Origin of the sequence: Marinomonas sargassi (assembly GCF_025716875.1) — a bacterium.
Classification (GTDB): Bacteria; Pseudomonadota; Gammaproteobacteria; order Pseudomonadales; family Marinomonadaceae; genus Marinomonas; species Marinomonas sargassi.
On record NZ_JAOVZB010000001.1, the window covers coordinates 623,199 to 644,031 of the forward strand.

Consider the following 20,833-nt stretch of genomic DNA (forward strand, 5'->3'; position numbering starts at 1 on the left):
AATATCACCTTTATAAATAGGACAAACACTCGATGAACCAAGCAACTATGAATCGCATTCCTGTACGACTATCTCTTATCGCGTTATCCATTCTCAGCATTAACAGCTTACTCATATCCTCTTCTGCTCATGCAGATGCTATTGAGTTACAACCTATCATCATTACCGGTGAAAAAATTGATAAAGATATTAAAGACACTACAACGGCAGTGACCGTAATTTCTGCTGACGACCTAGATTCTGGACAAATAAAAAATGCAAAAGAGCTAGCTACTTTAGCGCCCAATATCGTCACAGACTCATTTGATAATGTTTCTGTGCGAGGTGTCTCTGGTGGCGGTGCTGCAACAGGTGGAGTAGCGTTAATGACTGGTGCTCGCGCTCGCGTTACAACCGTTGTGGACGGATCAACTAAAGATTGGTCCGGCTATAATTTTTCCCCTGTTAGCCTATGGGATACGAAACAAGTAGAAATATTACGCGGCCCTCAATCAACCACTCAAGGCGCTAGTGCTATAGGCGGTGCTGTAGTCGTCAATACTAATGACCCAACCTTTGAACGCGAAGCGGCTGTACGAGCTGGCTTGGAAAGCTATGAGAATGGAAATCTAAAATACAATGTAGCAGCCATGTCTTCAGGGGGTTTGATTAATGATGAATTAGCATATCGTATTGCTATTGATAAAACAGAAGGTGAAGGTTGGCTTAATTACGACACCAGTGGATACAGCGGTGATCTGCCCAATTTGAGTGAATCGGACAGTTTGAATATACGAGGCAAGCTTTTATGGGAGCCTCAAAGTACGCCAAAACTATCTGTGAAATTAACACTGAATCATTTAAAAAACGAAGGTGAGCATGCAAGTTTTTCCAGTAATACAAGCGAAGGAATTGCAACTCAGACACTGACAATAGCAGACTCTAGCGGTGCTCTTTCACGGGTACAAGACTCTACAGAAAACACCTCATCTATAGATGTTTCTTATAAATTGACACCATCAATCACGAATTCATTAATTATCAGCCACACTGACTCCGACATTTATGCTGATGGATATGGCTATGCAAGCGGTACAACAACACACACCTATGATATTCAACAAGAAACAAACTCGTTAGAGAATCGCGTCATTCTTACCCCTACTCACTCAAAACTGACAGGAGTTCTTGGGTTATTTGTCTCTAATAAAGAATCCGTTATTGATGCCACCCAAGGGGTCATCAACATTGATACAGATTACAAAGTAGAGACCACGGCTATTTATGGCGAGAGTTCTTATGACTTATCAGCAAAAACTGCAGTCATCGCAGGGTTACGTGTGGAAAATGAAAACATAGATAAAACAGGTTCTTTCTACACAACCACAGAAGTTGACCAAGACATTGATGAAACATATGCCCTACCCAAACTTGCTATAACCCACGCCACCTCCAAAATAACAACATTAGGAGCCAGTATAAGTAAAGGCTACAGTCCCAGTGGAACTTATATAAATACGTCAGGAGACGTTTTTTCCTTTGACAGTGAAGAGGTAACGTCTTTTGAATTAAGTAGTAAAAGTGACTTTAATAATGGCACCACAGTGAATGCCAATGCTTTCTACAACGACTACAAGGATTATCAAGCTCTTTCTGGGTTTACAATTGTCAATGTGGAATCAGCCACAACTTACGGAATCGAATTGGAAGCCATAACTTGGCTTGGTGAAGACTTAGAAATTCGCGCTGGCCTAGGGCTTCTGAAAAGTGAGATCAATGAATATGCGTCAAACACAAGTAATGAAGGTAACCAGCTATCTAGTGCCCCAGAAAGTAATTTGAGTTTAGGCTTTACTCAATATATCGGAGAAAACTGGTCTGTTAGTGCAGACGCTACCTATGTAGACGAGTATTTCTCCGACCTTGCAAACACAGACAGCCAAAAAGCAGGCGGCTTTGCCTTGTTTAACACAAGCGCTCAATATTCCTTTGGCGATCTGACTATCAATGCTTATATCAAAAATGTGATGGATGAGGATGCGGTATATTATAGAAGTGGAGCAACGGGTGCCTTAGCGACAGTGGGGCAAACTCGCACTTACGGCATCAACGCTATATACAAGATGTAGTACACTGCTAAACTTTAGAAACGATTATCATTAAAAACACAGTTCTTTTTTTAGAAGCGTGTTTTTTCATTTACTCCTTAGGAATTTTAATGAGCGAATACACAGCTATTAAAAATATCGACCAGAAGCTAGATATTATTGATCACGTTAACCAAGATCACCCAGAGGAAGTACTGGCCATAGCCAGAAATAATACAAAGGGAAATCAAAAACTGATTTCCGCAAAGGTGCTAGATATATTCGAGGAAGGTGTGAGTATTGAAGTGACCTCTGAATATGCTACCAATCAGGTGATGGTGTTCTTTCAAATTGAAGGCGAGTTGGAAGATCAGATTCTCTATCTTGCTTATGCAGCAATCGTCAAAGAAGGCCGTGATTTCAGTGGTAATGGTAAGAATTTTTTTGAGGTTATCAGTACAGAGAACATTACCAAGAACATCATGCGTATCCATGTAAGAAGTAGCTCAGCTTTACCAGAGTATTACCCCGGATACGCTTACGCTTTTGTTCTTAAAAAGATGCAATCAGTGCCCCAGAGTCCCCAAAAAAATAAACAGGGTAAGTCTTGGCATAAGCAACTATTCGACCGCTTTTTTGTTTATATGATGAAACACCTATCGCCGAAAAACCGTGAAAAGCTATTACAAAGTGCCAATAAAGATATTCGCTTATATACCTTACGAAAATCTTGGAAAAGTGACCCCAATAATGGAATAGAAGACAAGGGTAGTATTGATGTTTTCATCCATGGGGAAACCTCAGGCGGCAAATGGGTGAAATCATTGTCGGAGGGCGACATCATTATGAGTCGTTCTGAGTCTGCGGATAAACATCAGCATTTAACTGAGGGACAAGCGCTTTTGATTGCCGATGAAACGGCCTACCCAGCATTAGCTGGTATCTTAGAAAAGTGGACAAATCCATTATTACCTCATGTAATTTTGATCAGCTCAAAAGAGGAAGACCGAGATTACTTTGACAAAGATAACGTACCTCTACCAGAAAACCTTACCCATAGAATTATTTGCCCCCCTGAAAAACAGTCAGAAAGGGTACTGGAAGTTATAAAAACATTGGGGAAAATTGAGAAAGCTTGGGGTGCATGCGAAGCAAAATCTGCCAAAGAGGTTCGACATTTTTTACGCAATGAATATCAATTAAGCGGTAAAGATAACCACGTGAAGGCTTATTGGAAGTTGAACAAATAAAGCTGATCAGAATAAGGTGAGATCAGGTATTTAGTTATTCAATACCTGATCTATGAATATATTATGCTGACTGTTTCTTCACAAATTGAGATTTCAACATCATGTCACCTGCGCCATCGACCTTGCAGTCGATATCATGGTCACCATCGACAAGACGCTTGATTGTCGCTTTGGTACCGATTTTTAGAACTTGAGAAGAGCCTTTAACTTTTAAGTCTTTAGCTAGAGTCACCTTATCGCCTTCTTGTAGCAGCTTACCGCTCATGTCTTTAATGATTAATGCATCCTCATCAATCACTTCTTCATTAGGGTTCCATTCGTAGGCACACTCAGGGCAGACCAGTAGCATTTGATCTTCATAAACGTATTCTGAGTTACATTGTGGGCAATTAGGGAGGCTCATGGTTTTTATCGTTACCTTAATAAGGTGAATTGGAAAGTTTCGCGCATTATACCCTTAATTTCTCAAGGGTTATTCATTGATATCAATGAAATGGCACTATGTTTAATAAAGATTCTTTTACTGATTAATACGCTTAGCCATAGGGTGGTCACTATTAAGTTGCAATAAGTCCCATTTGTTTCCATATAAATCTTCAAAAACTGCCACCCAACCGTAGTCTTGTTCTTTTGGCTCTCTAACAAAACTAATGCCTACCGACCTCATTCTTTCATAGTCTCGCCAAAAATCATCCGTATTTAAAAACAAAAACACGCGACCACCAGCTTGATTACCAATAAAGTCAAGCTGCTCTGGTTTAGAGGCTCTAGCCAATAAAATAGCAGCGCCTGTCGAGTTTGGTGGAGCAACAACTACCCAGCGTTTATCCTGCTCTGGCTGATAGGTATCTTCTACGAGATCAAATTGTAATTTATTCACGTAGAAATCAATCGCTTCATCATAATCTTTTACGACTAAAGCAATATGCACCAAGTTTTGTTTCATATTTTTCTCCCGCGATTCAGTAAACTAGTATTGGCTAGCATTGCGCAATATTATCCAATATTTTTAGAACACATATAGCTAAACTGAATCATATTCATTAATACTCAAGTACCACTTCAGGATGACAGCATGCGATCAGAAAATCACTTTCAATATGCCAAAAGCAGCCTCGATAATGAAGTCATATTGCTTGATGCTTCCATGAATGATTTTTCTTATGGAATGCACGCCCATGAGGAGTTTTCGTTCGGTGTCACTTTAGCAGGGAGACAGGACTTCTTTGCACTCGGCGAACACCACAAGAGTCACCCGAGTAATACCATTGTATTTAACCCTGATGATGCCCATGACGGCCATTCTGGTGGCGATGATACTTTACATTACAAAATGCTCTACATACATCCAGATCAGCTAACACCTATGCTCAAAAATGCTGGACTATCAAACCCTCATCAATTTCGTATGAAGCAATGTGTGCATGAAGACCCGATATTACGACAACATATTTTACGTCTCGCTTTATTAGTTGAGAATAAGCACACCTCAGAGTTGCAATACTCATCGGCTTTATTTGAATTCGCTCGCTACTTGACCGCACAAACAGGTACTCAAATAGAGTCAAAAAATACTCGCAAAGACTTCATATTTGAAAGAGTAAGAGATTACTTGCACAGCCATGTTACAGAAGAGGTTTCATTAGACGAGGTAAGAGGTAAGTAAACTGGCAAATATGTCGAAGTATCATTTCCTGCGTTGCTTTCGTGATTATTTTGGCATGACACCCCATAGATATTGGCAAAACCATCGACTCAGTAAAGCAAGACAAGCTCTTGAAACAGGCATGTCTATTTCTGATGCGGCTTATACCTTCGGCTTCAATGACTTAAGCTATTTCAACCGTTGCTTTAAGCCAGTATTCGGTATGACCCCTTACCAGTTCCAACGCAGCTTACACACTCTCTAATAGTAAGCAAAACTACCTAACCACTTTTTTATCAAAGACCATTTGAGGCGTTTTTATGTCTGATATTTTACTTTTTGCATTCACAATCATGTACACACCGGGGCCAGTTAACCTAATCGCTCTTATGGCTGGAGTTCATAGTCGAAGCTGGAGAATACTCTTCTATAGCCTTGGTGTCGGTTGCGCTATGTTTCTATTGTTTTTAACCATTGGGTATTTAGGAAGTGAAGTCATACCAGAACGTTTTCAACGGGGCATTGCTATCATTGGGGGAGCCTATATCGCATATCTAGGCGTAAAAATTCTTATCGCGAGTTTTCAGCCAGCTACTCATAAGCTCGTGCAACAAGACCTTGGTTTTAAAGTTGGTCTGATTTTACAACTATGTAATCCAAAATCTCTGGTTGTGATCATTCCTGTGACAGGGGTACTTTTTCCCAAAGCAGGTATTGTCGGGGAGCAAATTGCCCTATGGAGCCTCTTACTGGGCTTGCTCGCTTTTGGCGCACCCAGTGTCTATCTACTAGCAGGAAGAAGTCTAAAAAGCATCATGCTACAACCCAACATCATGGCTGCGCTGAATCGTATAATGGGAGTGCTGCTGCTCTATGTAGCTTATGATTTCGTATTGTCTTAAGGCAATAGACTACTACGTCTTATAACGGGCTACGCAAACTCATTAATAGACAGTTCGACGATCAAATCACTACTAATCCCTTCCAATGCTTCTTCCAGCTTAGTGAGTGAAAGCCCGTCCGGAAGGGATAAGATCATTTCTGTTTTAAACAACATGTCCGAGCTCATCGGCGCTGGCTCACAAACCGTGCTAAGTTCTTTTACATTCACCACGAGAGAATGAAGTACTTCTGACACCTCTTTTACTATCCCTGGGCGATCATTACCTACTACTGTCAACGATAACGTTGAACCATATGAAGGACTCTCACAAGCGGATTCAACTAAAACATTCAGGCCTAATTGCTTAAAATCGTTCAACTCATTAATCAAGGCTTCTTGATGATTAATAGGAACAGAGATAATAAGAATACCAGCAAACTTATTGGCCAGATGTGCCATTCGACTTTCAGCCCAATTACCATGATGACGAGAAATGGTATCCGATAAACGTTCCACAATGCCTGGTCGATCATCACCAATGAAACTCAAAACTAGGAACTGCGTCATAATAACTCTCCTTTTAAACTTTTTATTATGAATAGGCTTATTCGGCATTAGACGCTTTATTAAAACACTTCCAATAAGCCAAAGTTGTTCACTACTGCCTCTGTAAAACAAACACTTCCCATGATTCCTTCATCGTGTTTTTTCCTATAATAAGTGCTGATACAAGCTGGCAAACTAGCATAAGTATAGTTATCAATAATCAGACACTCTGTATTCAAAGTAGTTACACGCAAAAATAAAAACCAACTCAAGCCGCTTAACGAGCACTGCTCACTTGCACACTTTGTTCTTAATGTCAGGCTTGAATTCACTCAATATGAGACTCATATTTGCTTTAAATACTTTATTAAAAATAGGACTTTCAATGTCGAACTTAATCGAACAATTACAGTGGCGTTACGCAGCAAAGAAAATGGACCCGAGTAAACCTGTAGCAAGTGAAAAGGTAGAACGCATACTAGAAGCCATTCGTTTAACAGCGACTTCAAGCGGTCTACAGCCTTATGAAGTCATTGTGGTTACCAACGACTCGTTACGAGAACAAATTGTTCCTCATGCTTGGAATCAAGCCCAAATTACTGATGGCTCGCACTTATTAGTCTTTGCTGCTTGGAATGACTATACCGAAGAGAGAATCAACACTATGTTCGATCTTGTTAATGATGAACGCGGTTTTGTAAACGAAGGTTGGGAGAATTACCGGAAAATGCTTTTAGCAACCTACCCAATGCGCGATGCCGAAGTGAATTATCAACACGCTGCACGTCAAGCATACATTGGACTAGGTACCGCCTTAATTGCTGCCGCTGAAGAAGGTGTTGATAGCACCCCTATGGAAGGTTTCGACCCAGAAAAAGTCGACGAGATACTTGGCTTGAAAGAGCGTGGACTTCGCTCCGTGATTTTGTTGCCACTAGGTTACCGTGCTGAAGAAGGTGATTGGCTAAAAGACTTGAAGAAAGTACGTCGTCCCAAAGAGCAATTCATTACTGAAATGAAATAAACACTGGTAATCAAGCTTCCATTATCTAATTGTGTATTTAGATAATGGAAGTCGATTAATTCATGTTTTAAAAGGCTAACTATGAAATATCTCTACCTACTTATAAGTAGCTTATTAATCAGCGCTTGTTCTAATAATGACTGGCGGACGGCTAGTAGAGAACCCGCAGGGATAGCTCCTGACCCTAAACAAGAAAATGCAGCAGTTATTGAGTTCTACGCTGCAGACGCTTTTAGTTGGCGAGGGTGGTTTGCAGTACATTCTTGGCTAGCAGTAAAAGAGAAGGGAGCGTCATTCTATAAAGTCTACGAGGTAACTGGTTGGCGAGTTAAGCGCGGGCAACCAGCTTTACATCAGTACCAAACAAAAACCCCTGATCGCTATTGGTTTGGCTCTAAGCCAGAAAAAATACTGTCTATTATTGGACCGAAAGCTGAAGCACTTATCCCTGAAATTAACGCAGCAGTGGCACGTTACCCTTGGAAAGATGAATATAAAGTTTTTCCCGGACCCAATAGCAATACTTTTCCAACTTGGATTGGATTACAAGTACCAGAACTTAACCTAGACATGCCTTTTAGTGCAATTGGAAGTGGTTACGCGAGCAAAAAATAAGCTACATCACTCCTGTTTCACACTATAAAATCGTTTGACGTTTTTCGTAATTTCTCCCCAATATGAAGACTTAACACGCGTTTGGTGCTTATCAAACGCTGCCTGACTTTCAAATTCCTCATAGACACTAAAACAACAGGGGTCATCTTTACATCGCTCTACTTTGAATACTAAACAACCTTCCTCTTGCTGAGTAAGTGCCATGTGATTTGGTAGTTCAGTCAATACCACTTCCAACTCATTTTCTGTCACTTCAATATGCCCACTTAATATTACTTTTCCCGTCGTGTTTTCACCCATAGCAAAACCTCCTTATCTAGTTAATGCTTTTTTACTGCCTAGAGACAAGCGCCAGTTAAACTTCACAGCACAAACCGCTAGTAATATCAGAACAACACCGAACCCTTGCCACACGCTTATCTGTGTCGAAAAAGCGAGATAATCTACAAAAAGGGCGGTAACTGGGTAGATAAAAGACAATATCGCAATCAGGGTGGTCGATAACTTCTGGAAACTGTCATACATAATAATGTACATGAAGCCTGTCAGCAGTACACCCAATACAACAAGATCTAACCACTGGCTCGCTTCCGTTGGCATAGAAGAAAAATTAACGAAAGGCAAAAGCATAAATATACCAATCGTCACTTGAACAAGAGCCACCAGCTGAGGTGGTACTTGGCTAACCTTTTTGGTGATCAGTGTTGTTACGGTATAGAGCAAAGCAGCCCCTAGCGCTAGTAACAAACCAATGAGTGCAGTCGAACCGCCCTCTTCACTGTTCAAAAGCGCGCTAATTTCAGCAAGGTCTAACTCGACAATTAAAAATAGTCCAAAGAAGGCTGTCATAAGCCAAACAAGTAAAGAAGCTGATAATGAGCTCTTTGTCAGTAATGCGCCCGCCAACACTAGAAACAAAGGCTGCATATGATAAGCCACTGTGGCGATCGAAAAAGGAATATAGTTAAACGAAGCAAACAATAATATCCAATTTGCTACTAGGGTAATGCCACCCAATACGACGAAAAGCATTGCTCTCCTTTCAAAGTATGCTCGCTTGAATATCCCAGAAAAATAGGCATAAATAGCGAGGGTGATGGCCCCTATAACACAACGGAAAAACACCACATTCCAAATGCTCTGCTCAGAACTAATCACAAAATAACCAATCGTCCCCGAGAGCACCATGGCTATCACCAACTCAATACTTCCTATATTAACCGCCGAGTATTTCATCCTAACTCTCCTAATAAGTTACACACTCGCAACAAGATTGCGATAAGATGAATAGAATAAAACCTTAATCGTCGACTTTGCAGACATTAAAAAAGACAAATAAATAAAATCACCCTATTTATATGAGGCAAAAATGCGTAATAAGCCAACAATAAATAAAGTACAACTTGATGCCATTGATAAGCAGCTAATTAAACTCCTTTATGACAATGCCAGAACACCAGTCACAGAGCTTGCTCGCGAAATTGGAATGACGGCGCCAAGTATTAATGAACGACTCAAAAGACTCGAGGAAAACGGGGCAATAACTGGCTATCGCGTCGATATTGAGCCCGCTGTTTTAGGCTATAGCTTGATGGCCATTGTGCGTATGAGACAACTACCCGGAAAGTGGAAAGAGTTAGAGGCGTTAATTCAAGCAATTCCGGAGTTTGTCGAGTGCGACAAGGTGACCGGCGAAGACTGTTATATCGCAAAGCTATACTTAAAAGATATAAGTGACCTTGACCCTATTTTAAATCAAGTGGCTGAACTTGCAGATACCAATACTGCTATTGTGAAATCATCACCGATCAAGCGCCGCCTACTTCTATAGCTAGTGAACTAACGCGACGTTAAAAGAGATTAAACAACCATTCATGTATAAGCCTGCCTGGAGCCAAGGTACCAAAGCCTGCACCGACTAATCCGTAAAAGGCTCCAACAGCAAAGTTCTTATGGCGCTTTATATTGCCTACCTTCGCAAAATAAATAGAAGCCGCAACACAGATAAGCACCCAAATAGATAGAAAATGAATCACGCTAAGCGAACCAATAACAGGATCAAAACCCTTTAGCGCAAAGGAGGATAGTGCTGTTACCGTCATGGCTAACATCCAAAAGCGGCCAATAAATTTATGCTGCTTCGTCCCTTTTGGCATGGCTAATTGAAACGCCCCTGAAATAAGTGCAAAAAATGCTGCGGTAATATGCAAAGCCAAAAACATAAAAACTCCTTTTAATGTAAAACCCCAATTCCCATAGTACTGAATGGTAGGAATGTGTCCAAACATTCGACTAAATAACACTGTTTTCTGTCCTAAATCCTGTTTTAGGACGAATTAATAACAGCTCTTTTTCATAGTGTGAACACAACATACATCTTTGAAAAGGAGAGATTCAATGCATTTCTTTATTCTTCCAGTATTACTTTTTGCGCTTTCGGTTATTCAAGTGAACGCAAAAGAAGCGGTCGGTTTTGATCAAGCTATTATCTATAGCCAAAGTGATCGGCCGTTAAAAGCCAGTATCTGGTATCCATCACAAAATACCTTTCCACGAGAAAGAGTTGCCGAGAACCCTGCATTTGTAGGGACAGATATTATTCGTATTGGTACAGCTAAGGCCAGCTCTTATCCATTGGTGATTCTCTCCCATGGATATCGCGGTAGTTGGAGAAACCTGAATTGGTTAGCAACACGATTAACTCAGCAAGGTTTTATTGTGGCCGCTATAGATCACCCGGGGACAACAACGTTTAATCAAGACCCTGCTCTAGCGGCACAATGGTGGCAACGACCAACAGATCTATCTCGCTTACTAGATTGGCTACTGGAACAATCTTATGTGGCACCTTTTATAGATACCCACAACATCACAGCCATAGGTCACTCCCTTGGAGGGTGGACGGTAATGGCATTAGCGGGTGCGAAGTTTGACAGGGCACAACTTCTGGAAGAGTGTCGACTAGACCATAACCCAAGAGTCTGCGGCCTGCTTAATGAGTTAGGTATGGATACTATACAAGACGGTGAGCCCCAGCACAGTTTGCAAGACCTCCGTATAAAAAGGGTCATCTCTCTGGATTTAGGCTTGGCGCGTGGATTTTCTCGTGAAAGTCTACAGCAACTTTCCACACCCAGCTTAATTTTGGCTGCTGGTATTGATATTGGAGACTTGCCTCAGGCACAAGAATCTGGCTTCTTAGCTGAGTATATCCCAGACGCCATGCATGAATATATTGTGTATGCAGATGCCACGCATTTTAGTTTTATGCAGTTATGCAAAGAGGGGGCTATTGAGATGATAGAAGAAGAGAATCCGGGAGATGGTATTATCTGTCAAGACGGAAACCAACGAACTCGTTATGAGTTACATGAAAAGATAGCAGATGATATTTTAGCTTTCATGAAAAAGTAGACAAGCTTTAGATATCCCTAAGAGCATAAACACAATCGACACATAGTGTTGAGGTGTTTATGCTCTAACCGTTGATAGACTGCTAGATTTTGTCTATCTAGTTTTTATTCTTTAATAAAAATGCCAACCAATCTTCAACAGGGAGAGGCTTCGCGAAAAAGTATCCTTGGGCTTTAGTACAACCTAACTCCAATAGCTTGTCTAAATGAGTTTGGCTTTCAACACCTTCGGCAATCACTGACAAGCCTAAAACATCGGCAAACTTCAAAACGGCACTCACTATTTCATAGTCTAATCTTGAGGTCGCTAAATCTTGAACAAAGCTTCGGTCTATTTTCACATAGTCAGCAGATAAGTTTTTCACTACAGAGAGTGAAGAATAACCCATTCCAAAATCATCAATTGCAATTTGATAACCTTGGGAGCGAAGTTGGTTAATCATTTGCTCACATGTCGCAGAGTCTCGCATCATATCTCGTTCAGTGATTTCTAAAATTATCTGCTGGGGCTTACAGTCCGTCCCATTTAAGATTTCCTGAAGCTGTTCCGCTAAGTCTGGCATATAAAACATACGTGCGGAAAAGTTAACTGCGAACAACATCCCGTCTATGTTCACACCTTGTTTTTGCCACTGTGAAATTAAAACGGCTACTTTTTTAAATACCCACTTGTCTATTTCATTAATAAGATCCGTTTTCTCCGCCACCTCTAAAAAATCAAAGGGTTGTAACAACCCCAACGAAGGGTGATTCCATCTAACAAGGGCTTCAGCCCCAGTAACCTCAAGTGTCCGAATATCCATTTTAGGTTGAAGATGCACAACAAGTTCATCATTCTGAATGGCTTGACGTAAAGCTGTACTCGTTTCCACTAAGTCTGTTACTTCGAGAGTCATGTTGTCAGTGTAAATACGATATTGATCCTTACCATTGCGCTTAGCATGGTACATAGCTGTATCAGCATTTCTGATCAGAGTTGCTTCATCGTGACCATGATCGGGATAACGGCAAACCCCTATACTTGAAGAAACAAACACACTCTTGCCATCAATATAATAAGCTTGACGTAAAGCACCATTGATTTGCTTTAGGACACGACCTTCTTCACGAACCGTTGTCGCATCATCTATTAATATCATGAACTCATCCCCTCCCATGCGAGAGACATGACCAATGCCATGTACCAACTCTTTTAAAGTGGTTGAAACGTGTATTAATAAATTGTCGCCTGATTTATGGCCTAAAGAATCATTGATCGTTTTAAATTCGTCTATATCTAAATAAAGCAGTAAAAAAGACGTGTCCTGTAGGCTCGCCTTTTTAATTTCTTGATGTAAGCGATCTGTTCCCAACAACCGATTAGCTAATCCAGTTAAAGGGTCATGATGTGCTAGATAATCGAAGCTTTTCTTTTCTTCTTTTAATTCGGTGTAGGTATCGAATAACCGAAGAGCCATCTCATTAAAAGCATTTTCAATATCAGCCCATTCGTCCACTCTATTTAAGTTTATCGGTTTATTAGTCATATCAGACTGAACTCTTTTAAACCCTGCTCTGAGGTCATCTAAAGGTTTTCGTATGTGCCTCTTAACAACTAAATTAACCAGCAATATTGATAACAAGCAGGCGAAAACGCTAATAAAAACCGCATTAAACCGAGATTGACTAATCTCTTCTTCCAACTGCTGTGTTAACTCTAAAGCGTCTGCCTGTACCTCTTTTTCTATCAGCTCAACTGAAGACAGCAGATCACTCTGAGCTAACAATAACTCCTTGGTGACTACCCGCCGCCGATCTAAATTAGCTTTCATGCGCCATAAAGTAGTGGTTAGCTGATATAAATTGTGCGTAATTTCTTGGTGTTTTCTTTTCAAGGCGGGAGTTGAAAATCTCATTTCCTCAAGCTGTAATTGAAAGAAAGCAAGCTCTTTTTCTATTTCGGCAAGCAAGGAATTTTCCACCTCAGGCGTTATTCGGCTATGAAGATTTCCTATCAATTTGCCGGCTGAAAAGAACGACTCTCTGAGCTTAGGTATTGCAGATCGCTGATTATATAACGCCCAACTATTCTCTATACTTGGTACTGTTTTATCTTCAGTAAGTAGCTCTAATTCATCTATCTGCTTTATGATTAATAGGTCTATTTCTTGAACTTGTTTCAACACGCGATTCAGTGCGAGTGAACCACCAAAAAAGCGTTGAAAATTATTAATAAACAGGCCCATTTTTTCATCAAGATCATGGTGAATTGATAATTCCCGTAGGTCCCTCAATTCTTGATTAATATAAGCTGCCTCTTCGGCAAAAGTTTTGTCATTCAATAAAAAATTTTGCTCTAGTAATTCTATTCGTGACACCAGCTTTAGCATTCTACGACTAATATCAGAGTTTTCTGCCAATACCCTAATACGCTCATGGGCCTGAGTGTTTAAAGTTGATTCGACGTAGTAAAGGGAACGAATCACTATCAATATCGCAAAACTAATAATAAAAATAGAAAGTAAATTCGAGAAAATTAAGCGTTTGGTTAATGTAAGATCCGTAAACTTCACTTCCTCCCTCCTATATATTCTTTAGTTAAGTGAAAGCTTATCAATCCTGTAGATATAAGAACTATGGCCCCATTGTGAATTGATAATGCTGGTATTGAGCTATTCTGTAACTAATGCCTTCTAGTGACCTGCCTTCTCTAGTATCGAATTCCATCCATAAAAGCACTTGTGTAAATTAAAGCCTCATTCAAGATAGACTCATCAATTACCAAGAACTGCTGCTTTTCTGTAACCATAAAGGTAGATATGTAACTATCTACAGACAGACAATGCCTAGATAATAAAACCCTCTAAATTTTGCAAGAACCAGATATCAGTCCCACTAAGTGGGTAAAGTGGACGTTATTGAAATAGTTGAAGCTAAAAAGACAGCTATTACTGTTAAAGGCTTCTATTAGTAAGGTGTGCAGTAGAAGCCCTGATGACGCTTATCGATGCTCTGATAGAAATTCTAACCAGCCTTCAACAGGAAGGGGCTTAGAGAAAAAGAACCCTTGAGCTTTATTACAGCCTAATTCACATAGGTGATCGAGTTGTCTCTGGTTTTCTACACCTTCTGCTATCACACGCAAATCTAAAATCTGAGCCAGCGTTAAAACAGCCCGGGTGATTTCATAATCCAAAGTTGAGGTATCTAAATCTTGAATAAAGCTACGATCAAGTTTTAGGAAGTCGGCTGATAAATTTTTCACAACAGACAATGAAGAGTAACCTGTGCCGAAGTCATCAATCGCAATTCGATAACCTTGTTTTCTAAGTTCGACTATCGTTTCAATACAAGTGTCATAGTCTCTCATCATGTCCCGTTCTGTAATTTCTAGAATAAGCTGATGAGGCTGACAGCCTGATTCTTCTAAAATCGTCTTCAATTGATCAGACAAGTCGGGCATATAAAACATACGAGAGGAGAAGTTCACGGAAACCGCAATATCAGCTACATCTTCACCATTTTTTTGCCACTCAGATATGAGCCTTGCAACTTCGCCAAATACCCACTTATCTATATCAATAATAAGATCTGATTTTTCAGCAATTTCTAGGAACTCCGCAGGCTGTAAAAGGCCAAGCGTAGGATGTTGCCACCGAACTAAGGCTTCAGCCCCCATGACCTTTTTAGAAGTAAGGTTGAGATTAGGTTGAAAATAAACCACTAATTCATTATTGGCGATTGCCTGACGTAAACCAGCGTTAGTTTCAATGATATCGGTGACTTCCAACGTCATTCTGTCGTCATATATACGGTATTGGTCTTTGCCATTACGTTTTGCATGATACATAGCTGTATCCGCATTCCGAATTAATGTTTCATCATCACTACCATGGTAAGGGAACTGACACACACCAATACTAGCGGAGACAAAAACATTTTTATTATCAATAAGGTAGGACTTTCTAAGCGATTGGTTAATCTGCTCCAATAAGAACATTTCTTCGCTATTAGCACGCCTATCTTCCGCAACAAGCATGAATTCATCGCCCCCCATTCTTGCGACGAAGCCCACACCCTCAACAAGCTCTTCTAAAATATGAGCAACATCAATCAATAGATTATCACCTGCCGTGTGCCCTAATGAGTCATTGATGGTTTTGAACTCATCCACATCCAAATAGATCAAGAAGAAAGAAGAGTCCTTCTCTTTTGCTTTAACAATAGCCTCGTTCAACTTCTGAGTCCCTAGCAGCCTATTTGCTAAGCCTGTCAGTGGATCATGGTGTGCAAGGAAATCGAAGTTTTTCTTCTCTGCATTTAACTCTGCATAAGTGGCAGAGAGCCGCTCCGCCATTTGATTAAAGGTATTCTCTATGTGGTTCCACTCATCAGTACGATGCAGATTAATCGGCCTACTAGTACCATCGGATTCGATTCTGGCAAAACCTGCACTTAAGTCGTTTAGAGGTTTTCTGATGTGTTTTTTTACAACGAGACTCACTAACAAAATGGATATCAGAAAAGCAAACACGCTCGTTAATATAGCATTAAGCCTTGATTCACTAATTTCTGCTTCGAGCTTTTTAGCTAACTCAAAGGCTTCAATTTGCACTTCTTTCTCGGTTTTTTCTACCAGAGCAATGAGTTGGTTTTGAGAGTCGACTAAAGAAGACATAACACCCCAACGTTGTGCTAGATTAGCCTTTATACGGCTCAATGCAGCGTGATACTTTCTCAAAGTAATCTGCATCTTCCTTATATGAGAGGCCAACTCAGGGCTATCAATATCAACACTGATATCGACACTTTCTAAATGCAACGCCAGTATAGCCAGCTCTTTTTCTGCTTCAATAATCAGTACTTTTTCTGTTTCGGGTGTAATACGACTATGGACGCTTTCTACGATTTTTCCGGTCGTTAGAAAAGCCTCCCGAAGCATGGGTATCAAGGTATGATTATGCTCGTCATGCAAGTCTCCACCAAGGATGGTAATTTCCAATTCCCCTTGGTTAATATGGAACGCAAGCTCATCAATTTGCTCTTCAAGCTGATCGTCTATTTCTTGAATTTTCTTCAAAATCCTATTCAAAGAAAGCGAACTCCCTAAAAACCGGTGAAAATTATCGACAAAATCATCAACTTTATCTGCAAGTTCTGGGTTAGCTGACAACTCATTCAATTGCTGAAGCTCCAAATCAATTTTGGTTGCCTCTTTTGATAGGGTTGTCTCGCTAAATAGAAAAGTTTGTTCCAATAACTTTACGCGTGACGTCAAACTCGATACTTGCCTACTGATATCTGAATTCTTGGTTAATATCTCAACATGGCCTTGGGATTGAGTTTTAAATGTAGACTCTACTAAGTACGAGGAACGAATCACCATAATGATCGCGAAACTTAAAATCATTAAAGAAAGTAAATTGGAAAATATCAGGCGTTGAGTGATGGTCAAATTATGTAGCTTCATTTACCACTCCAAATATTTAAATAGGTTTCGCGATATCCATTTTTAGGGTCATACACCCCAGTATTTTTACTGCTTATAAGCTCATCTACATTATTTGGAGTAACTAAGTGGACAGGAGTGGAATAGCCACTAGGAGGATAAGCATTAAAAGCTCGATTCAGCTCATCCATAATTTGCCAACCATGCAAGTAGAGCGGCTCTGGCACAGTAGCGAGTTGAAAATCTTGCTGGTATATTCGTTGGTAAGCGGCTTCACTACCGTCGCCAGCCGAGATATTCGCAGGGATTTTCTTACGCTGCTCTAATCTCGATTCCAAAAAGGGCGTTGCATAGTCAATATATAAGTCATTTATCGTCAGAATATGAGTAATCTCATTGCCGTATTTGCTCCATAAATCATTAAGCGTCTTCGGCATACTTTGAGCAATCTTATCTAATGCCAACGGCTGGATATCCAACACACTACAGGTACGACAAAGCCTTATCGTATCTGCCAGCTTTTGAGCTTTTATTGATGCTATTTTATAGTTTGGATCTGTAAAAATAACCGTTTTTGCCTGCCCTTCCGTGTTTACTATTGCTAATAAGGCAGCCACTTCCGCAACTTCTAAGGGGTCTGTTGTGATATTGGTATACAAGCCTAGCTCTTTATTCTCACCCGCTAATTCTGAAGCATGCCAACCCACAACAACGACATTAAGCTGTTCTGCAAGCTTTAAGATATCTTTATGCCTAAGTGCATCAATACCGCCTAGTACTATGCCATCAGGTTTAAGGCTTATTGCCTCTCGAATCAGTGCGCCCTGACGAACTGCTGAACCTCTTCCATCAAAGAATTTTAACTGCCAATCAAGGTGCGTAGCGGCTTCCGAAATGCCTTTTGCCACACCATAAACCCCTCCATTTCGAAGGTCAGATGCGACAAAAAAGACACTTTTATTTTGAAGAATTTGAGGGCCAGACTTAGGACCATCCCAAGTTTGATTACTTTGAATAGCCGCCTCCACTTTCTTCTTTGCCAACTCTAAGAAGTCAGTTTCGTAGTCGTTGGCCATTGTGTAGGAGGAAAAACTAGTTAAAAAAATGGCCAGTAGCACGAAGAGTTTCGGTATTTTCATTGTAATATCACACACTTCATTTATAGTTTTCATTAGTATAGGATGAGAAAAAACAATAAACCTGCCTATGAAGGTAAAACCTATGAAAACTGCTATTTCCAGGTCCATTATCACCATTTCTACCTTCTTATGTTTATGTATTTCTTCTTTTACTGTAGCAAGTAGTTTAGATAAAGATCGAGCTACTTCACAGCTTAATCTGCAAAAGTTACAGCAGTTCCAAGACACAGTTAACTTACAAGCGATGCCTCTCGATGTAAAAGTAGACCAAGCCATCAGAATCGCCATTATCTACCCAAGCGCAGACATCTCCGACTTTTGGGTCCGTAACTATACAGCTCTCACTGAACGGTTAACCGAATTAAAAATTCCCTTTCACATAGATGAATACTCCTCCAAGCAAATTGAACACGCCCTACAAACACAACACACGCAAACAGTATTGAATGCAAAATCACCTTATGATTTCGTCATATTTGGACCTTCAGAGCTTGCCCGCCAAGCAAAAAACATCCAGCAACTAGCTGCGTCACAGGAATTTAAAACTTTTATTTGGGCCTTCCATACACCAGACTCAAGCTGGTCTCACCAACCCGATGGATGGTTTGATTTTTCAAGCGCAATGGGAGCTGAAGCACTCTGCCATTATGCTATTCAACACTTAGGAAATGAGATTGAATTTGCTGCCAACCGCGGTATACCTGGTATAACGGATACACAGCGCTCTCAGGGTTTTATCGATTGTGTTGAGGAAAAAGCGGATTGGATTAATGTTTATGAACACTTTGGCCAATACCAAAAGCTCGGTGGTGCAGATGGGGCCAAACTATTCATTAACAATTTCCCCAACTTACAAATGATACACAATGCCAATACGGCAATGACAATGGGTGCTGTTGATGCTCTAAATGCAGCAAATAAAACACAAGATATTTTTACAACTGGCTGGGGCGGCACCGCAAAAGAAATTGAAATAATAAAGTCAGGCGAACTGGATGCCACTCCTATGCGAATGAGTGACGATCTTGGAGTAGCCACTGCCGAAAGCATAAAGTTTCATTTCCAAGGGAGAGAATCTGAGCTACCAAAATTCTATTTGGGTCGTATTTTAATCGCTCATAAAGATATGACAGACTCAGAGTTAGATGCTTATACAAAAGAAGCCTTTAGATATTCAGGCATTCCGAATTAAGCACTCTTAATACAATAACTTCTAATATCCTTTGTATCAGCTCTAGGAGGCAGCTGCTTTTCCTAGCATTCTTTCCATTTTTCGATAACTTAGCGATTCCATTAAATGTGATCTTGTCACAGGTCCGCCACTCAAATCTGCAAGGGTAAGAGCCACTTTTAATACCCTATGGTATGCCCGTGCAGAAAGCTTTAACTTCTCTAACGCTTGCTGCATAAACAGGCTATCGGCTTCATTAAGTGCACAGATGCGCTCTAACTGACGACCATCAAGCTGAGCATTTTGGCAACCCTGTCGTTGTCTTTGTCTCGCAACAGCCAATTCAACTCGCTGTCGAATACTAGCGCTATCCTCACCCTCTTCCGCAGTATTCACTAAAACATCAGAGGGTAGAGGGGGAACTTCCACATGAAGGTCTATTCGATCCAAGAAGGGAGCAGAAAGTTTTTTAAGGTATTTCTGACTTGCACTGGATTGGTAATAGTCTGCTCCTCCGCTATAGGCTTCATTACTGGCATTCATCGCTGCCACTAATTGAAAACGTGCTGGATAGGTGACTTGACCACGCGCTCTAGAAATATGCACCTCACCATTCTCTAAAGGCTCACGTAAAACTTCCAATACTTTACGGTCAAATTCAGGTAATTCATCTAAAAACAATACGCCACAATGGGCTAAAGAGGCCTCACCAGGTTTAGGTACGGAGCCACCCCCAACCAAAGCAACAGCCGAGCAAGAGTGGTGTGGAGATCGAAAAGGCCGTTCTGACCAGTGCCATTCCACGCCCATTTTTCGCCCTGACACGGATTGAATAGAAGCAACAGATAAAGACTCTTCCTCTGTCATGGCAGGCATGATACTGGGTAAACGCGATGCCAGCATGGTTTTACCGGTTCCAGCTGGACCCACAAACAATAAGTTATGACCCCCAGCAGCAGCGACTTCTAAAGCTCTTCTTGCTTGATATTGCCCTTTCACATCTCGCATATCTTTAAAATTTGATAACACTTCATCACGCGTGAAAGGCAAACAATGGGGTAATGAAGCTTGTTTAAGTAAGTGCGCCGTTACTTGTGTCAAATGCTGAGCACAAACGCTATCACCTTCTACTAAAGCCGCTTCATCTTGATTCACAGTCGGTAAGATCAATTGCCGACCCGCTTGCTGACAAGCAATCGCAGAAGGTAATAAGCCTGAAACACCACGAATATCGCCCGATAATGCCAACTCACCAACAAACTCTTTATCTGCAAGGTTCACATTATCTAGTTGCCCAGACGCCGCAAGCACACTAATAGCGATCGCTAAATCATAGCGTCCTCCCTCTTTAGGTAAGTCAGCAGGGGCTAGATTGATGGTGATTCTTCTTGTGGGGAATTCGAAGTGACTATTGATAATAGCGCTGCGTACACGATCTTTTGATTCCCTTACAGCCGCTTCGGGCAAACCCACAATATTCAAAGAAGGCAAACCATTGGAAATATGAGTTTCCACGGTGACAAGGGGAGAAGCCACGCCCACTCTGGCGCGGCTATAGACGGTCGATAAACTCATAATCACTCCTTGATTATTAAGTAGAGACTTTCCTTAGTACTTAGTTATCTATTATTCGCTTTTTTCTAGTTCAACTTT

General features: G+C 40.7%; 20 protein-coding genes. 10 read left to right on the forward strand and 10 right to left on the reverse strand.

The features are described 5' to 3' along the window. Positions 1–32: 32 nt before the first annotated feature. Both OFY17_RS03025 and OFY17_RS03030 read left to right on the forward strand, forming a co-directional pair. A complete protein-coding gene (locus OFY17_RS03025) occupies positions 33–2,108 on the forward strand; it encodes a TonB-dependent receptor (protein WP_263529223.1) in 2,076 nt (691 codons plus the stop codon). An 89-nt stretch (positions 2,109–2,197) separates the two neighbouring features. Further along, a complete protein-coding gene (locus tag OFY17_RS03030) occupies positions 2,198–3,316 on the forward strand; it encodes a siderophore-interacting protein (protein ID WP_263529224.1) in 1,119 nt (372 codons plus the stop codon). Between the two features lie 61 nt (positions 3,317–3,377). On the opposite strand, the gene OFY17_RS03035 is transcribed toward OFY17_RS03030, so the two are convergent. Then, positions 3,378–3,719, reverse strand: coding sequence for a zinc ribbon domain-containing protein YjdM (locus tag OFY17_RS03035; protein WP_263529225.1), 342 nt, complete (start codon positions 3,717–3,719; stop codon positions 3,378–3,380). 117 nt (positions 3,720–3,836) lie between these two features. After that, positions 3,837–4,262 (reverse strand): VOC family protein, encoded by a 426-nt coding sequence (locus tag OFY17_RS03040; RefSeq protein WP_263529226.1) that lies wholly within the window; start codon positions 4,260–4,262, stop codon positions 3,837–3,839. 129 nt (positions 4,263–4,391) lie between these two features. Between OFY17_RS03040 and OFY17_RS03045 the strand changes: the two genes are divergently transcribed. Genes OFY17_RS03045 through OFY17_RS03055 form a run of 3 tightly spaced genes read left to right on the forward strand, consistent with a single transcriptional unit; the run spans position 4,392 to position 5,863 of the window. Then, positions 4,392–4,982 (forward strand): AraC family ligand binding domain-containing protein, encoded by a 591-nt coding sequence (locus tag OFY17_RS03045; RefSeq protein ID WP_263529227.1) that lies wholly within the window; start codon positions 4,392–4,394, stop codon positions 4,980–4,982. Positions 4,983–4,992: 10 nt separating this feature from the next. Then, a complete protein-coding gene (locus OFY17_RS03050; protein WP_263529228.1) occupies positions 4,993–5,226 on the forward strand; it encodes a helix-turn-helix domain-containing protein in 234 nt (77 codons plus the stop codon). A gap of 55 nt (positions 5,227–5,281) precedes the next feature. Further along, positions 5,282–5,863 carry a LysE family translocator gene (locus OFY17_RS03055; protein WP_263529229.1) on the forward strand — a complete coding sequence of 194 codons (582 nt, stop codon included), beginning with the start codon at positions 5,282–5,284 and terminating at the stop codon, positions 5,861–5,863. 29 nt (positions 5,864–5,892) lie between these two features. On the opposite strand, the gene OFY17_RS03060 is transcribed toward OFY17_RS03055, so the two are convergent. Beyond that, complete coding sequence (locus OFY17_RS03060; RefSeq protein ID WP_263529230.1) at positions 5,893–6,411, reverse strand: glycine cleavage system protein R; 519 nt, start codon at positions 6,409–6,411, stop codon at positions 5,893–5,895. A gap of 364 nt (positions 6,412–6,775) precedes the next feature. On the opposite strand from OFY17_RS03060, the gene OFY17_RS03065 reads away from it, so the two are divergent. After that, on the forward strand, positions 6,776–7,414 hold the full coding sequence (locus tag OFY17_RS03065; protein WP_263529231.1) for an NAD(P)H-dependent oxidoreductase: 639 nt from the start codon (positions 6,776–6,778) through the stop codon (positions 7,412–7,414). 81 nt (positions 7,415–7,495) lie between these two features. Next, positions 7,496–8,029 (forward strand): DUF3750 domain-containing protein, encoded by a 534-nt coding sequence (locus OFY17_RS03070; protein ID WP_263529232.1) that lies wholly within the window; start codon positions 7,496–7,498, stop codon positions 8,027–8,029. A gap of 6 nt (positions 8,030–8,035) precedes the next feature. On the opposite strand, the gene OFY17_RS03075 is transcribed toward OFY17_RS03070, so the two are convergent. Then, positions 8,036–8,329, reverse strand: a complete 294-nt coding sequence (locus OFY17_RS03075) for a putative quinol monooxygenase (RefSeq protein WP_263529233.1) — start codon at positions 8,327–8,329, stop codon at positions 8,036–8,038. A gap of 12 nt (positions 8,330–8,341) precedes the next feature. Further along, entirely contained in the window at positions 8,342–9,265 is a 924-nt protein-coding gene (locus OFY17_RS03080; RefSeq protein ID WP_263529234.1) for a DMT family transporter, read from the reverse strand. Between the two features lie 133 nt (positions 9,266–9,398). Between OFY17_RS03080 and OFY17_RS03085 the strand changes: the two genes are divergently transcribed. Further along, on the forward strand, positions 9,399–9,860 hold the full coding sequence (locus OFY17_RS03085; protein WP_263529235.1) for an Lrp/AsnC family transcriptional regulator: 462 nt from the start codon (positions 9,399–9,401) through the stop codon (positions 9,858–9,860). A gap of 19 nt (positions 9,861–9,879) precedes the next feature. On the opposite strand, the gene OFY17_RS03090 is transcribed toward OFY17_RS03085, so the two are convergent. Beyond that, entirely contained in the window at positions 9,880–10,251 is a 372-nt protein-coding gene (locus OFY17_RS03090; RefSeq protein ID WP_263529236.1) for a DUF2306 domain-containing protein, read from the reverse strand. Positions 10,252–10,426: 175 nt separating this feature from the next. On the opposite strand from OFY17_RS03090, the gene OFY17_RS03095 reads away from it, so the two are divergent. After that, positions 10,427–11,443 carry an alpha/beta hydrolase family protein gene (locus OFY17_RS03095; RefSeq protein ID WP_263529237.1) on the forward strand — a complete coding sequence of 339 codons (1,017 nt, stop codon included), beginning with the start codon at positions 10,427–10,429 and terminating at the stop codon, positions 11,441–11,443. A gap of 97 nt (positions 11,444–11,540) precedes the next feature. Here the strand turns inward: OFY17_RS03095 and OFY17_RS03100 are convergent, their stop codons facing one another. The 3 genes from OFY17_RS03100 to OFY17_RS03110 all read right to left on the reverse strand — a co-directional run bounded on the left by OFY17_RS03100 (position 11,541) and on the right by OFY17_RS03110 (position 18,009). Next, the gene (locus tag OFY17_RS03100; protein ID WP_263529238.1) at positions 11,541–13,994 is read right to left on the reverse strand and encodes a putative bifunctional diguanylate cyclase/phosphodiesterase; all 2,454 of its coding nucleotides are present in this window, start codon (positions 13,992–13,994) and stop codon (positions 11,541–11,543) included. Between the two features lie 428 nt (positions 13,995–14,422). Beyond that, complete coding sequence (locus tag OFY17_RS03105; protein ID WP_263529239.1) at positions 14,423–16,891, reverse strand: putative bifunctional diguanylate cyclase/phosphodiesterase; 2,469 nt, start codon at positions 16,889–16,891, stop codon at positions 14,423–14,425. Continuing rightward, on the reverse strand, positions 16,888–18,009 hold the full coding sequence (locus OFY17_RS03110) for a substrate-binding domain-containing protein (RefSeq protein WP_263529240.1): 1,122 nt from the start codon (positions 18,007–18,009) through the stop codon (positions 16,888–16,890). The genes OFY17_RS03105 and OFY17_RS03110 overlap by 4 nt, the downstream gene beginning before the upstream one ends. Positions 18,010–18,091: 82 nt before the next feature. Between OFY17_RS03110 and OFY17_RS03115 the strand changes: the two genes are divergently transcribed. Further along, positions 18,092–19,201 carry a substrate-binding domain-containing protein gene (locus tag OFY17_RS03115; RefSeq protein ID WP_263529241.1) on the forward strand — a complete coding sequence of 370 codons (1,110 nt, stop codon included), beginning with the start codon at positions 18,092–18,094 and terminating at the stop codon, positions 19,199–19,201. Between the two features lie 42 nt (positions 19,202–19,243). Here OFY17_RS03115 and OFY17_RS03120 read toward each other — a convergent pair whose 3' ends face one another. Beyond that, on the reverse strand, positions 19,244–20,755 hold the full coding sequence (locus OFY17_RS03120) for a YifB family Mg chelatase-like AAA ATPase (protein ID WP_263529242.1): 1,512 nt from the start codon (positions 20,753–20,755) through the stop codon (positions 19,244–19,246). Positions 20,756–20,833: the final 78 nt, after the last annotated feature.